The organism is Streptomyces sp. NPDC051051 (genome assembly GCF_040682975.1).
GTDB lineage: Bacteria > Actinomycetota > Actinomycetes > Streptomycetales > Streptomycetaceae > Streptomyces.
On record NZ_JBFBCB010000027.1, the window covers coordinates 94,066 to 108,609 of the forward strand.

General features: G+C 69.9%; 13 protein-coding genes, 1 rRNA gene and 1 riboswitch. Of the genes, 1 reads left to right on the top strand and 13 read right to left on the bottom strand.

The genetic code is table 11. The features are described 5' to 3' along the window. Positions 1 to 11: 11 nt before the first annotated feature. A complete protein-coding gene (gcvP, locus tag AB0N31_RS21355) occupies positions 12 to 2,897 on the bottom strand; it encodes an aminomethyl-transferring glycine dehydrogenase (RefSeq protein WP_366059945.1) in 2,886 nt (961 codons plus the stop codon). Between the two features lie 183 nt (positions 2,898 to 3,080). Further along, positions 3,081 to 3,176: riboswitch (glycine riboswitch) on the bottom strand. Between the two features lie 117 nt (positions 3,177 to 3,293). Between gcvP and AB0N31_RS21360 the strand changes: the two genes are divergently transcribed. Beyond that, complete coding sequence (locus AB0N31_RS21360; RefSeq protein WP_366059946.1) at positions 3,294 to 3,665, top strand: PRC-barrel domain-containing protein; 372 nt, start codon at positions 3,294 to 3,296, stop codon at positions 3,663 to 3,665. On the opposite strand, the gene AB0N31_RS21365 is transcribed toward AB0N31_RS21360, so the two are convergent. From AB0N31_RS21365 to rrf, 12 genes are all read right to left on the bottom strand, one after another. Continuing rightward, entirely contained in the window at positions 3,587 to 4,129 is a 543-nt protein-coding gene (locus tag AB0N31_RS21365) for a nucleotidyltransferase domain-containing protein (protein WP_366059947.1), read from the bottom strand. The genes AB0N31_RS21360 and AB0N31_RS21365 overlap by 79 nt on opposite strands. Before the next feature lie 24 nt (positions 4,130 to 4,153). Then, entirely contained in the window at positions 4,154 to 5,575 is a 1,422-nt protein-coding gene (locus tag AB0N31_RS21370) for a DNA polymerase IV (RefSeq protein ID WP_366059948.1), read from the bottom strand. A gap of 66 nt (positions 5,576 to 5,641) precedes the next feature. Next, positions 5,642 to 6,325: a MerR family transcriptional regulator gene (locus tag AB0N31_RS21375; protein ID WP_366059949.1), complete on the bottom strand. Its 684-nt coding sequence runs from the start codon at positions 6,323 to 6,325 to the stop codon at positions 5,642 to 5,644. A gap of 237 nt (positions 6,326 to 6,562) precedes the next feature. Further along, positions 6,563 to 7,036, bottom strand: a complete 474-nt coding sequence (locus AB0N31_RS21380) for a bifunctional nuclease family protein (RefSeq protein ID WP_073494403.1) — start codon at positions 7,034 to 7,036, stop codon at positions 6,563 to 6,565. 84 nt (positions 7,037 to 7,120) lie between these two features. Further along, entirely contained in the window at positions 7,121 to 7,858 is a 738-nt protein-coding gene (locus tag AB0N31_RS21385) for a MerR family transcriptional regulator (protein WP_366059950.1), read from the bottom strand. Positions 7,859 to 7,901: 43 nt separating this feature from the next. Further along, complete coding sequence (locus tag AB0N31_RS21390) at positions 7,902 to 8,789, bottom strand: FHA domain-containing protein (protein ID WP_366059966.1); 888 nt, start codon at positions 8,787 to 8,789, stop codon at positions 7,902 to 7,904. Between the two features lie 82 nt (positions 8,790 to 8,871). Beyond that, complete coding sequence (locus AB0N31_RS21395; RefSeq protein WP_366059951.1) at positions 8,872 to 9,780, bottom strand: DUF881 domain-containing protein; 909 nt, start codon at positions 9,778 to 9,780, stop codon at positions 8,872 to 8,874. A 5-nt stretch (positions 9,781 to 9,785) separates the two neighbouring features. Beyond that, a complete protein-coding gene (locus AB0N31_RS21400; RefSeq protein WP_003988855.1) occupies positions 9,786 to 10,118 on the bottom strand; it encodes a small basic family protein in 333 nt (110 codons plus the stop codon). After that, positions 10,115 to 11,020, bottom strand: coding sequence for a DUF881 domain-containing protein (locus tag AB0N31_RS21405; protein ID WP_366059952.1), 906 nt, complete (start codon positions 11,018 to 11,020; stop codon positions 10,115 to 10,117). Before AB0N31_RS21405 ends, AB0N31_RS21400 begins: the two co-directional genes overlap by 4 nt. Positions 11,021 to 11,116: 96 nt before the next feature. Beyond that, positions 11,117 to 13,612: a mannose-1-phosphate guanyltransferase gene (locus AB0N31_RS21410; protein WP_363092996.1), complete on the bottom strand. Its 2,496-nt coding sequence runs from the start codon at positions 13,610 to 13,612 to the stop codon at positions 11,117 to 11,119. Between the two features lie 119 nt (positions 13,613 to 13,731). After that, positions 13,732 to 14,340 carry a CDP-alcohol phosphatidyltransferase family protein gene (locus AB0N31_RS21415; protein WP_366059953.1) on the bottom strand — a complete coding sequence of 203 codons (609 nt, stop codon included), beginning with the start codon at positions 14,338 to 14,340 and terminating at the stop codon, positions 13,732 to 13,734. Between the two features lie 109 nt (positions 14,341 to 14,449). Continuing rightward, positions 14,450 to 14,544 (bottom strand): 5S ribosomal RNA (gene rrf / locus AB0N31_RS21420); the annotation flags it as partial.

Genomic DNA, 14,544 nt, shown 5'->3' on the forward strand with positions numbered 1-14,544 from the left:
CGGCTGTCGGATCAGTCCTGGTACGCGTCCAGCGGCGGGCACGAGCAGACCAGGTTGCGGTCGCCGAACGCCTGGTCGATCCGGCGCACCGGCGGCCAGTACTTGTCGGCGGCGGACACCCCGGCCGGGAAGACGGCCTCCTCGCGCGTGTAGGCGTGGTCCCACTCGCTGCCCAGCGCGGCCGCCGTGTGCGGAGCGCCCCGCAACGGGTTGTCCTCGGCGGGCCACTCACCGGCCCCGACCTTCTCGATCTCCCCGCGGATCGCGATCATCGCCTCGCAGAACCGGTCCAGCTCCGCCAGGTCCTCCGACTCGGTCGGCTCGATCATCAGCGTGCCGGCCACGGGGAACGACATCGTCGGCGCGTGGAAGCCGTAGTCGATGAGCCGCTTGGCCACGTCGTCCACGCTGACACCGGTCGCCTTCGTCAGCGGACGCAGGTCGATGATGCACTCGTGCGCGACCAGCCCGCCGGGGCCGGTGTAGAGCACGGGGTAGTGCGGTTCGAGCCGCTTGGCGACGTAGTTGGCGGACAGCACGGCCACCTGCGTGGCCCGCTTCAGCCCTTCCCCGCCCATGAGCCGCACGTAGGCCCACGAGATCGGCAGGATCCCCGCGGAACCCCACGGCGCGGCCGAGATCGGCCCCACCCCCGTCGCGGGCCCGGCCTCGGGCTGGAGCGGGTGGTTGGGCAGGTACGGCGCCAGGTGCGACCGTACGGCCACGGGGCCGACGCCCGGACCGCCGCCGCCGTGCGGGATGCAGAACGTCTTGTGCAGGTTGAGGTGCGAGACGTCGCCGCCGAAGTGCCCGGGCTTGGCGAGCCCGACGAGCGCGTTGAGGTTGGCGCCGTCCACGTACACCTGGCCGCCGGCCTCGTGCACCTGCGCGCAGATGTCGGCGACGTGCTCCTCGAACACCCCGTGCGTCGACGGGTAGGTGATCATCAGGACCGCCAGCTCGTCGCGGTGCTTCTCGATCTTCGCTCGCAGGTCCTCGACGTCGATCTCACCGTCCCCGGCGGTGTTCACGACGACGACCTTCATCCCGGCCATCACGGCGCTCGCGGCGTTCGTGCCGTGCGCCGACGAGGGGATCAGGCACACGGTCCGCTGCTCGTCCCCGTTGGCCCGGTGGTATCCGCGTACGGCGAGCAGTCCGGCGAACTCGCCCTGCGACCCGGCGTTCGGCTGGAGGGACACCTTGTCGTACCCGGTGACCTCGGCGAGCCGCTCCTCCAGCTCGTGGATGAGCGTGAGGTAGCCCCGCGCCTGCTCGGCGGGCGCGAAGGGGTGCAGCTGCCCGAACTCGGGCCAGGTGACCGGCTCCATCTCGGTGGTCGCGTTCAGCTTCATCGTGCAGGAGCCCAGCGGGATCATGCCCCGGTCCAGCGCGTAGTCGCGGTCGGCCAGCCTGCGCAGGTAGCGCAGCATCGCGGTCTCGGAGCGGTGCTGGTGGAAGACGGGGTGGGTGAGGATCTCGTCGCGGCGCAGCAGCCCGGCGGGGAGGGTGTCCTCCGTGACCGCGTCGAGGGCCTCGATGTCGCCCTCGACCCCGAAGGCCCGCCAGACGGCGCTGATCTGCGCCCGCCCGGTGGTCTCGTCACAGGAGATCGCCACGTGGTCGGCGTCGACGAGGTGCAGGTTGACGCCGTTGTCCCGCGCGGCGGCGACGGTTTCGGCGGCCTTCGCCGGCACCCGCACGGTCAGCGTGTCGAAGTAGGAACCGTGCACCACCTCGACGCCGCCCGCGGTGAGCCCGGCGGCCAGGACCGAGGCGTAGCGGTGGGTGCGCCACGCGATCGCCCGGAGGCCCTCGGGGCCGTGGTAGACGGCGTACATGCCGGCCATGACGGCGAGCAGGACCTGCGCCGTACAGATGTTGCTGGTCGCCTTCTCCCGGCGGATGTGCTGCTCACGGGTCTGCAACGCCAGCCGGTACGCCCGGTTGCCGTCCACGTCGACGGACACGCCCACGAGCCGGCCGGGCAGGCTGCGCGCGAACTTCTCGTGGACGGCCATGTAACCGGCGTGCGGCCCGCCGAAGCCCATCGGCACCCCGAACCGCTGCGTCGTCCCGACGGCGATGTCCGCGCCCAGCTCACCGGGCGAGGTCAGCAGCGTCAGTGCGAGCAGATCGGCGGCGACGGTGACGAGCGCCCCCAGCTCGTGCGCCTGGTCGATGACCGGCTTGAGGTCGCGTACGGCGCCGGAGGCCCCCGGGTACTGGATCAGCACGCCGTTGATCTCCCGCGCGGCGATGTCGGCCGGAATGCCCCCGCTGAGGTCGGCGACGACGACCTCGACACCGGTCGGCTCGGCACGCGTCTCGATCACCGCGATGGTCTGCGGCAGCGCGTCCGCGTCGATCAGGAAGAGGCCCTTCTTGTTCTTCCCCATGCGCCGGGACAGCGCCATCGCCTCGGCCGCGGCCGTGCCCTCGTCGAGCAGCGAGGCGCCGGAGGTCGGCAGTCCGGTCAGATCGGCAACCATGGTCTGGAAGTTCAGCAGCGCCTCGAGCCGGCCCTGCGAGATCTCCGGCTGGTACGGCGTGTAGGCCGTGTACCAGGCCGGGTTCTCCATGACGTTGCGCAGGATGACCGGCGGGGTGAAGGTGCCGTAGTAGCCGAGCCCGATCATGGAGTCCATGACCTGGTTGCGGTCGGCCAGCGACCGCAGCTCGGCCAGCACCTCGGCCTCGGTGCGCGCCCCCGGCAGGTCCAGCGTGTCGGCGTTCTTGATCACGTCGGGGACGGCGGCGGCGGTCAGCTCGTCCAGAGAGCCGTAACCGACCTGCGCGAGCATCTTGGCTCGCGCCTCCTGGTCGGGCCCGATGTGGCGCTGCTCGAAGGGGATTCCCTGTTCGAGGTCGGAGAGCGGAATGCGATGGGCGGTCATTGCGGAGGCCTCCTGGTCAGACACGACCTTCGAGGGGCACCACTGGCGGGTACCCGGACGGCCTCCCCCTCTGTCATCTCAACCTGAGAGCTTCACCGGCCGCCCGAGGGCACCCGGCTTTCACCGTCGGTGAGGGCGGAAGCCGTCGACGCCGTCGGCACCCGCCCTGCTTTCCAGAGTGACCTCGTCCGTGCGGTACGTGAGCCTGAGAGATTCCGGGGAGGATTTGCTCCTTCGGCGCCTCCGGTGATCTCCGGAGGACTCTCCCGCACGGGGTCAGCGGCCATTGCCAGACTACCAGCGAGGTCAACGAGGCCTCCTTTCGAGTGGCCGCGACTCCCGATGTGCTCTTTTGTAGTGCTGAGGGATGAGTTTGCGACGAAGTGGAGGGGCCCCGTGCAGACCGACATCGACCCGCGCAACCTGATCGGCCGCAAGGCGTTCGACCGCAACGGCACCAAGATCGGCACCATCGACGAGATCTATCTCGACGACGCGACCGGCGTGCCGGAGTGGGCGGCCATACGCACCGGCCTGTTCAGCAGGGACGCCTTCGTCCCCCTGGAGCCCAGCGAACTGGTCGAGGGCACCCTGCACGTCCCCTTCGACCGCGCCCTGATCAAGGACGCCCCCGACTTCGGCGTGGGCCGTCACCTCTCTCCCGACCAGGAACTCCAGCTCTATCACCACTACGGGCTCGACGTGGCCGGCCCTCCGCCCCTCCCGGACCGTGACTTCGGCAGGCTGGCGGGCTCGGAGGAGACCTGAGCGGACCGGCCGCACGCCCGGACCAGCGCCCCGAGGAGCCCCTGCGGATCGTGGAGCGGCCGCGCCCCGTCGGTGACGACGCGTCGCGTGCCCGCGTCGACGGGATCGGTGCGCGCCCAGTCGGCGGGGCCGATGCCGACCTCGACCTCCAGACCGGAGGCGGTGGCATACCGCCATTCGGTGACGGACCCCCAGGCCCGGTTGCGGATCAGCTCTCCCAGGGCCGGCTCGCGCCCCCAGGCGTCCTCGGCGGCGTACCGGCCCGGCTCGGCGGTCAGCACGACGAGATCGACATCCGAGTCCGCTCGCCCGGCGCCCCGCGCCCAGGACCCGACGAGCAGCACCCCGACGACGTCCTCGCGCTCCGCGGCCCATTCGGTGACCCGCCGGACCACCGAACGCACCTCCTCACGCCGCTCCGCCGACACCCCCGCAGGGCCCGTCCGTCCCCTCTCGTCCGCCACCGCACACCGCCTCGCTCGATCCCGTCACCGGCCGTTCCCCGGCCGCGGCCCCACCGTCGGCACCCGACCGGCCGTGTCCACGGCCGATGCCCCGTCCGGTCTTCGCCGCACCAGCGGCAGCGGCTGCGCCGGTTCCAGATCGGGGTCGTCGGTCCGGAACGTCCGCACCCGGCCCACCTCCGACTCGGGTGTCTCGAACCGCACGGTCACCCGCCCCAGCCCGCTGCCCTGCACCCACCCGTGGCCGAACTCGGCGTGCCGCACGTCGAGGCCCGGCCGCCACCGGTGCTCCGCGGGCACCACCTCGGCCACGGCGGGCTCCTCCGATGTCTCGTGCTCGGGCCCCTCGGCCCGCACCTCGGCCGCCCGCACCTCGGCCGCCTGTGCGAACAGGTCCTCCTGCGTGAAGTCGGCCAGCCCGCTGACCCCCACCCCGAGCAGCCGCACACCGCCCGTCGTGTCCACCGCGTCCAGCAGCCGCGCCGCCGCCTCCCGCACGACCGCCGGATCGTCCGTGGGCCCCCGCAGGGTCTCCGACCGGGTGAGCGTGGAGAAGTCGTACCGCCGCACCTTCAGCACGATGGTCCGCCCCGACAGACCGGCCCCCCGCAGCCGCCGCACGCACCGGTCGGCGAGTCGCTGCACCTCCAGCTCCACCCGCACCCGGTCGTGGATGTCCACGTCGTAGGTGTCCTCCACCGACACGGACTTGGTCTCCCGCTCGGCCACCACGGGCCGGTCGTCCCGGGCCAGCGCCATGGCGTACAGCGCGTGTCCGTGCGCCTTGCCCAGCAGCCTCACCAGCTCGTCCTCCCCCGCCTCGACCATCTCCCCGACCGTGGTGATCCCGGCCCGCCTCAGGTGGTCGCCGGTCGCCGGACCGACCCCCGGCAGCGTCCGCACCGGCATCGGCGCGAGCAGGGACCGCTCGGTGCCCGGCTCGATCAGCACCAGGCCGTCCGGTTTCGCCTGCTCGGAGGCGATCTTGGCGAGCATCTTCGAGGCGGCCAGCCCCACCGAACCGGTGAGCCCGGTGACCGCCCGGATGTCGGCGCGCAGCCGCACCCCGGCCAGCCGCGCCGACTCGCTGTCCCAGGCCGCCTCACCGGCCTCCAGATCCACGAACGCCTCGTCCAGGCTGAGCGGCTCCACCAGCGGCGACAGGGCCCGCAGCAGCGCCATGACCTGGTCGCTGATCTGGCGGTAGAACGCGCCCCGCGGCACCAGGTAGGCGGCGTTCGGAGCGAGCCGGCGGGCCTGCGCCATCGGCATCGCCGAGTGCACCCCGAAGACCCGTGCCTCGTACGAGGCGGTCGCCACCACCCCTCGCGGCCCGAGACCCCCCACGACCACAGCCTTCCCGCGCAGACTCGGCTTGGACGCCTGCTCCGCCTGGGCGAAGAAGGCATCCATGTCGAGATGCAGGATGGTGGGCGCGTTTCTCACGTCTCCGATGCTGCACCACGCCACTGACAATGAGACCGTGCAGCCGCCCGCGAGGGCACCGGGCCGTCAGACCGCCCGGTTGCGCCGACGGGCCAGCTCGTCCGCCGGGTTGGGCCCGACGAGTGTCTCACCGGTGTCGACACGTTCCCCGTGCAGCTGGGACAGCGCGCTCTCGACGTCCCGCCACACCACGCCGACAGCGATCCCGAAGATGCCCTGACCGCCCTGGAGCAGCGCGTGGACCTCGTCCGGCGAGGTGCACTCGTAGACCGTGGCGCCGTCACTCATCAGCGTCATCCGCTCGAGGTCGCTGAAACCGCGCTCACGCAGGTGCTGGACGGCGGTGCGGATGTTCTGGAGCGAGACCCCGGTGTCGAGGAAACGCTTGACGATCTTCAGGACCACCACGTCCCGGAAGCTGTACAGGCGCTGCGTACCGGACCCGTGGGCGGGCCGTACGCTCGGCTCGACCAGTCCCGTGCGCGCCCAGTAGTCCAGTTGCCGATAGGTGATGCCGGCGGCCGCACAGGCCGTCGGGCCCCGGTAGCCGATCTCCTCGGACGCCATGGACGTCGCCCCTCCGCTGCTCGGCACGGCCGACGGTCGCTGCGGAGCATGGTCGGCCACGCCTCCGTGATGGGGGTACCCCCCGCTCGCGCGGAGCCGAGAGCTTGAGGGAGGGTACGGACCGCTCCCCCCGACACCGAGTCCGGGGGCACCCCCCACCGTACCGTCGCCGCTGCTTCTCACGCCGACCTCCGTCCTTGACCTGCCTTCTCGACGGTAGGCAGTCACCAGGGGTGCGTCAACGATCGCCACACTCGGCACGCCGAGTGATAATCACCCTAGGAGTGGTTTCCCCCGCTCCACCGCGGGGAAAGGCTAGCCGAATGTGCTGAGCGGAAGCCGTAGACGCTCTCACGGTCCGGCGGCAATTGCCGCGGCCGAAGCCGCTGCGCCCATCGGACCACCCGCGTCCGCCGACGGCTACTGATTGCTGCTGCCGAAGTCCTCGGGCGAGATCTGGTCGAGGAACTCGCGGAACTTCTCCACCTCGTCCTCCTGCTCGTCCGGGATGGCGATCCCCGCGTCGTCGAGCACCGTGTCGCTGCCGTAGATCGGCGTCCCGGTGCGCAGGGCCAGCGCTATGGCGTCGGACGGCCGCGCACTCACCTCCACCCCGCTGGCGAAGACCAGCTCGGCGTAGAAGACGCCTTCACGCAGGTCCGTGATGCGTACTTCGCTGAGCTCCTGGCCCACGGCCTCCAGCACGTCCTTGAACAGGTCGTGGGTCAGCGGCCGCGCCGGAGCCATGCCCTGCTGGGCGAAGGCGATCGCCGTCGCCTCACCCGGCCCGATCCAGATGGGGAGGTAACGGTCGCCTCCCACTTCACGCAGCAGGACGATCGGTTGGTTGGAGGGCATCTCGACCCGGACACCTACGACATCGAGCTCGTTCACACAGCAACCCTAGGCCGTGCTCGGGACGTTTGGGTAGTCGGGCCGGGAACGGGTGACCGATCCGGGCGGTCCGGAGCGTCCGCCTCAGGGCAGGCGCACTCCGAGCGCGGTCTGCACCAACGCCGCGTGCAGCCTGACCGTGAGCCCCGCCAGTTCCTTCGTGCGGGCCTCGGCATGCGACCTCGTCTGCGGATTGCGGTGGCGCCGCAGCGGTGCGACCACCTGGTCCACCAGCCCCGCCTCGCGGTCGGCCGCGGCCTTCATCACCCGCAGGTGCCGGGGCTCGATCCCGAACCGCCCCAGCTCGGAGACGAGCGCGGCCACCGTGACCACCTCTGCGTCGTAGACCCCGTCCTCCAGGGGCGCGACGAGCCCGTAGGCCTCCCACTCCTGGAGTTCGCGCTCGTCGATCCCGGCGGCCGCCAGCAGCCCGGACCGCCCGATCCTGGCGGCGGTGGGCGCGTCGGGCCGCTCCGGTACCGCCTCCCCGTCCCGCTGCCAGCCCACGGTCGGCAGCGGTGCCGCCTCACCGCGCTCCATCGCGTCCAGATGCTCCCGGATCACCTTGAGCGGCAGATAGTGGTCCCGCTGCATCCTCAGGACGTGACCGAGGCGCTCGACGTCCTCCACGCTGAACTTGCGGTACCCCGACGGGGTCCGTTGCGGCTCGACGAGCCCCTCCGACTCCAGGAAGCGGATCTTGGAGATGGTGACTTCGGGGAACTCGTCGCGCAGCACGTTCAGCACCGTGCCGATGCTCATCGCACCACCGTCCACTGCGGCGGCGCCGGGTTCGGTACCGCCCCTCGGTGTTCGCAGCATGGGCCTTCCCTGGGGGTTCCCCCGGACCGGGTCCGGGGGCGGGTCAGTAGCCTCGCTGGCTCGCGTAGAAGACCAGCCGGTACTTGCCGATCTGCACCTCGTCGCCGTTCGACAGCGGGATCTCGTCGATCCGCTCCCGGTTGACGTACGTGCCGTTCAGGCTGCCGACGTCGGCCACCGTGAACGAACCGTCCTGGCTGCGCCGGAACTCCACATGGCGGCGCGAGACCGTCACGTCGTCCAGGAAGATGTCGCTCTGCGGGTGCCGCCCGGCCGTCGTCAGGTCGCCGTCCAGCAGGAAACGACTGCCCGAGTTGGGGCCACGCCGCACGACCAGCAGGGCGGACCCCAGCGGCAGCGCGTCGACCGCGGCCTGGGCCTCGGGCGAGAGCGCCGGCAACTGCGTCTGTCCGGTGGCCTCGGAGTCGTAGGCCTCGAGACCGGAGATGGAAATGGTGGACGTCGTCTCCGACGGGCGCTCGGGCGTCAGCCCCGGCCTCAGGGGCGCGCCACAGTTCGAGCAGAAGCGGCTGTTCTCCGCGTTGCGGTTACCGCACCTCGTACACACCAGGGCCGACATAGGGGAAAACCCTCCACCCGTACTTGAGGTTGACGGTTGCCCGAAACCTATGCCGCCGGACTGCGCAGGGTCAACCGACGCCCCGCCCTGGCCTCCGGAAATGTCACCGCCCGGACCAGCCACCTGGTCCCGGAACAGCGGCCGCTGGCCCTCCGCGTCAGGCTGTGCGCGGTGACGGGCGGTCGCGTTGTCACCGCTGCCCTCTCGCGCGCTCTTGCCGAACAACTTCGCAAACAACTTCACGGGCGATTCCCCTTGACCGAAACAGACCCGCCCGTGGGGCAGGACGAACCCTGAATGATTAGACCGGCCGACCCGGACATCTTCACAACGTCCGTATCCACCAGACAGTTTCCACCACGCACCACCCGTTCGGTGCGCCGACCCCCCGCAACCTCATGCCCTTGCCGGACGGCCCCCATGCACCCCCGGTTCACTGCGAGGACGACCGAGCGTAGTCAGGCTGCTCCGCTGCTCGCAAGGCGTCCACGACGATCTTGGTGGATCGCTCCACGGACACCGTGGCCTGCTCCTTCTCGAGAGTCTGCACCACGCCCCCAGGGATGTTGAGCGCCGGTTCGAGGTCCTGCGGCTTGCCGATGACCTTGAAACGATAGGGAGCGTTGATCTTGTTCCCGTCGACGCTCACGCTCTTGCCGGATTCCGTCAGATACGTGCCGGCGACGACCCGCACGCCGTTCACCTGGATCGCCTCGGCGCCCGCCGCGCGCAGCTCCTGGATCGCGTCGAGCAGCATGTCGGCCTCGACCGTCCCCTTCGTGTCCTCGATGACCATGGTGATGCCGGGCCCCTGAGCGGCCACCGTGCCCGCCAGGATGCCGAGTTGCTTCTCCTTCTCGACCGTCTGCTTGCGTGCCTCCTCGGCCTGGTCGGAACTGTTCTCCAGCTCCTGCCGCTGCTTCTCGAGACCCTGCTTCTCGTCCTCAAGACGCTGACTGCGGTCATCGAGTTCATCGAGGATGCGCACGAGATCTTCCTGGCGCGCCCCGCGCAGGGCGTTGCCGCTCTCGCTGTTGGAGGCCACCTGCACGGCCAGTCCGAAACCGAGGCCGAACAGCAGCAGGGCGACGATGAGTTGGGCCCGGCTCACCCGCGGCGGCCACAGCCCCTGCACCAGCCGCTGCCGGCCGGTCAGCGTGGGCTTCCCGCTCTCCTCGGGCCGTTCCGCGCGCGCAACGGCCGCGGGAACCTCCTGGGGCAGTTCCTTGCGCAGCCTGGTCGTGGGCGTCTCGTCCCGAGGCGTCTCGACCCGCGGCGACTCGTCGCGGGGTGACTCGTCACGGGGGGTCCCGTCGGGCTGGATCGCGTCGTGGTCGTTCATCGCCCTCACGCCCGGAAGACGTGCCGGCGGATCGCCGCGGCGTTGGAGAAGATCCGGATGCCGAGCACGACCACCACTCCCGTGGACAGCTGGGCGCCGACGCCCAACTTGTCACCGAGGAACACGATCAGGGCGGCCACGACCACGTTCGACAGGAACGACACGACGAACACCTTGTCGTCGAAGATGCCGTCGAGCATGGCCCGCAGACCCCCGAAGACGGCGTCCAGCGCCGCCACGACGGCGATCGGCAGATAAGGCTCGACGACCGCCGGAACCTCGGGCCGGACCAAGAGGCCGGCCACGACTCCCACGACGAGGCCCAGTACGGCGATCACGATGTGCCCTTCTCAGTTCTCGGCTCTGCTGTACGTACGATCACACTCGGTGCCGCGGGCACCCGGACGTCCTTCTCCACCGAGATGGCGGTCCGGACGCCGAAGTTCTCCTGGAGGGCGTGCAGATACAGCCCGTCGGGGCTGTCCTGGAACCGGGTGCTCAGGTTCTTCCCGTCCCCCACCGCGAGCACCGTGTACGGCGGCACCAGCGGCTTGTTGTCGACCAGTATGGCCTCGCCCGCGGCCCTGATCGCCGAGAGCGCCGTCAGCCGCTGACCGTTGACGGAGACGGCCTCGGCACCCGACGCCCACAGCCCGTTGACGACACGCTGCATGTCACGGTCGCGGACCCGCCCGGTGTCGGAAAATCCGGAGGTCTCGCGCGGATCACCGTCGCCTCCGGCGGAGGCCTCCTCGGCGTCGTCCACGACCAGCTTCACACCGGGTCCGTGCACCTCGACGGCGCCCGCGAGGATGCCCACCAGTTCCGCCTGGTCGCCACCGCCGCTCTCCCGGAGCGCCTCCCGCTGCCGCGCGCTCACGTCGTCGCGCAGTTCGTCGACGGTGTCCTCGAGCTCGTCCGCCGCCTCGGTCTGGCTGTCGATGCGGTCGATCAGTTCCTCGCGCTCCTTGGCCACGACCGGAGCGGCGATCCGCGCCTGGGCGGCTCCCACGGTCACGACGAGAGCCGCGAGCACCAGGCCCGCGGCCAGGCCCAGCTTCGAGCGCAGCGTCCTGGGCAGCCCGCCGACGCCCTCGGCCCGCTTCCGGGCGGCCGCCTCGGCGTATCCGTCGTCGAGACTGTGGTCCATGACGTTGGTGAGCAGCGACATGGACGCGTCCGGGCGCGACGCTCGCGCGGGCGTACTCCGAACGGGGGGCTGCTGCGGCATGCCGCACATCGTCGCACGCCGCGCCCACTACCTCCGAATGGCCCCACCGACGTGCCGGACAGGCCCCCTTGGGGACACTTGTCCGGCACGCGCGCGTGGCAGGCGTCAGCGCCCGGCGCTGTCCACGACGGACGACCACTCGTCCAGCAGGGCCTGCGCGGAGGCGTCGTCGGGGCCTTCCGCCCACAGGTGCGTGACCGCCTCGGCCGGGTCCGGCAGCACCATCACCCAGCGTCCGTCGGCCTCCACCACCCGGACACCGTCCGTGGTGTCCACGGAGCGGTCTCCGGCGGCCTCGACGACCCGTCGCATCACCAGACCCTTGACGGCCCACGGGGTGGCCAGATCCCGCTTCAGGACGTGCGCCCGCGGGATCCGCGCGTCGATCTGGCTCAGCGTGAGCTGCGTCCGGGCCACGAGCCCGATCAGCCGCACGAAGGCCGCCGTACCGTCGAAGACGCTGCTGAACTCGGGAACGATGAAGCCGCCCTTGCCGTCCCCGCCGAAGATGGTCGACTCGTCGCGGCCCACCCGGGTCAGGTCGTCGGGCGACGTCGTCGTCCATTCCACCTGGGTGCCGTGATAGGCCGCCACCTGCTCGGCGATCCGCGTCGTGGTCACCGGCAGGGCCACCCGTCCGCTGCGCCGCTCGGCGGCGACCAGGTCGAGCAGCACGAGCAGCGCACGGTCGTCCTCGATGATCCGGCCCTTCTCGTCGACGAGAGAGAGCCGCTCGCCCACCGGGTCGAACCGCACGCCGAACGCGGCCCGCGACGACGCCACGATCTCCCCGAGCCGCACGAGCCCGGAACGCCTCTGGTCACTGCTCTCCGTCGGCCGGGCCTCGTTCAGACCGGGATTGACGGTCAGCGAGTCGACCCCGAGCTTCCCGAGCAGGCTGGGCAGGACGAGACCGGCACTGCCGTTCGAGGCGTCCACCACGACCTTCAACCCGGATTCGGCGATCCCGGTCGTGTCCACGTTCCGCAGCAGCGACCCGGTGTACGAGTCGAAGACACTGGCGGGGAAATGCAGGTCCCCGATCTCTCCGGGGAACGCCCGCCGGTACTCCTGCCGCGCGAACACCCGGTCCAGCTTCCGCTGGCTGCCCTGCGAAAGGTCGGCGCCCTGCCCGTCGAAGAACATGATGTCCACGGAATCGGGCACTCCGGGCGACGTCCGGATCATGATCCCGCCGGCACTGCCGCGCGCGGTCTGCTGCCGCGCCACGGGCAGCGGCACGTTCTCCAGATCCCGTACGTCGATGGCGCTGGCCTGCAACGCGGAGATCACCGCTCGCTTCAGAGCACGGGCACCACGGGAGTGGTCGCGGGCCGTGGTGACGGTGGAGCCCTTCTTGAGCGTGGTCGCGTAGGCCCCTGCGAGGCGTACGGCCAGCTCCGGCGTGATCTCGACGTTCAGGATGCCGGAGACGCCCCGCGCGCCGAAGAGGTGCGCCTGGCCCCGCGACTCCCAGATCACCGAGGTGTTGACGAAGGCGCCGGCCTCGATGGTCTTGAACGGGTAGACCCGCACGTTGCCCTGCACGATCGATTCTTCACCGATCAGGCATTCGTCGCCGATGACGGCGCCGTCCTCGATTCGGGCCGCCCGCATGATGTCGGTGTTCTTGCCGACGACGCAGCCGCGCAGATTGCTGTGCTGTCCGACGTAGACGTTGTCGTGGACGACGGCCTTGTGCAGGAAGGCCCCGCTCTTGACGACGACGTTGGATCCGATGACCGTGTGCTCGCGGATTTCCGCGCCGGCCTCCACCTTGGCGTAGTCCCCGATGTAGAGGGGGCCGCGGAGCACGGCGTCCGGATGCACTTCGGCGCCTTCGGCGACCCATACGCCCGGCGAGATCTCGAAACCGTCGAGTTCGACGTCGACCTTGCCCTCCAGCACGTCGGCCTGGGCCTTCACGTAGCTCTCGTGCGTGCCGACGTCCTCCCAGTAGCCCTCGGCGACGTAGCCGTAGATCGGCTTGCCTTCCTTCATCAGCTGTGGGAAGACGTCGCCGGACCAGTCGACGGGCACGTCGGCCTCGACGTAGTCGAAGACCTCGGGTTCCATCACGTAGATGCCGGTGTTCACCGTGTCGGAGAAGACCTGGCCCCAGGTCGGCTTCTCGAGGAAGCGCTCGACCTTGCCCTCCTCGTCGACGATGGTGATGCCGAATTCCAGAGGATTGGGCACACGCGTCAGACAGACGGTGACTAGCGCGCCCTTTTCCTTGTGGAAGTTGATCAGCTCGGTGAGGTCGAAGTCGGTGAGCGCGTCGCCGGAAATGACGAGGAAGGCGTCGTCCTTCAGCGCCTCCTCCGCGTTCTTCACGCTTCCCGCGGTACCGAGTGGCTTCTCCTCGTTGGCATAACTGAGCTCCATACCGAGCTCTTCACCGTCACCGAAGTAGTTCTTGACCAGTGAGGCCAGGAACTGGACGGTGACGACGGTCTCATTGAGCCCATGCCTTTTGAGCAGCCTCAGAACGTGCTCCATGATCGGCCGGTTGGCCACCGGCAGGAGCGGCTTGGGCATGCTCGAGGTCATGGGACGAAGGCGTGTGCCTTCGCCTCCGGCCATCACGACGGCCTTCATGTCGGAAGCGTCCTCCTTGAAGAGACGACGGTCTAGCCGACTTCACCCGTCCAGATTGTCCCGCACTTTTCCGTAGCGGGCCATCGAGCCAGCGCTGAGTGCCGATCGCTTCGGCGAGATCAGTCGGCCATGGGGTCCGCACGGACCAGGCGGCGGACTTGTACCACGTAGAGGACTCCTGCCCACCAATACAGCGTTGTACCCCATCCTGCGAACGCCCATCCGAAAATAGCAGCGAGTGACGCCGGCCATCCACTTCCGTCACTGAGCAGGAGAAGCGGGAAGGCGTACATCAGGTTGAAGGTGGCCGCCTTCCCGAGGAAGTTCACCTGGGGCGGCGGATAGCCGTGCCTCCTGAGGATGCCCACCATCACCAGCAGCATCAGTTCTCGCGCCAGAAGTGCAGCGGTCAACCAGAGGGGGAGAATCTCCCGCCAGGTGAGGCCGATCAGGGTCGAGAGAATGTAGAGCCGGTCCGCGGCCGGGTCGAGCAGCCGGCCGAGGCTGCTGATCTGGTTCCAGCGCCTGGCGAGCTTGCCGTCCAGATAGTCGCTGATTCCGCTCAGAGCCAGCACGAGCAGGGCCCAGCCGTCGCTCTGCGGCCCTCCGAACTCGGGCCTGAGAATCAGCCACAAGAACAGCGGTACGCCGAGGAGACGCGCCATGCTGAGGATGTTGGGGATGGTGAGGACCCGGTCGGTCTGCACACGGGTCTCCTGGACCTCCACCCGGGGGCCTCCAGTAGAAAACGAGCCAACGATGCCCCCTGACCCTACCTCAACGCAAAAAAGCTCCGGCTCCTGGGCGGTATGCCCAGGAGCCGGAGCTGTAAAAGGAGTTCGGCGGCGTCCTACTCTCCCACAGGGTCCCCCCTGCAGTACCATCGGCGCTGTGAGGCTTAGCTTCCGGGTTCGGAATGTGACCGGGCGTTT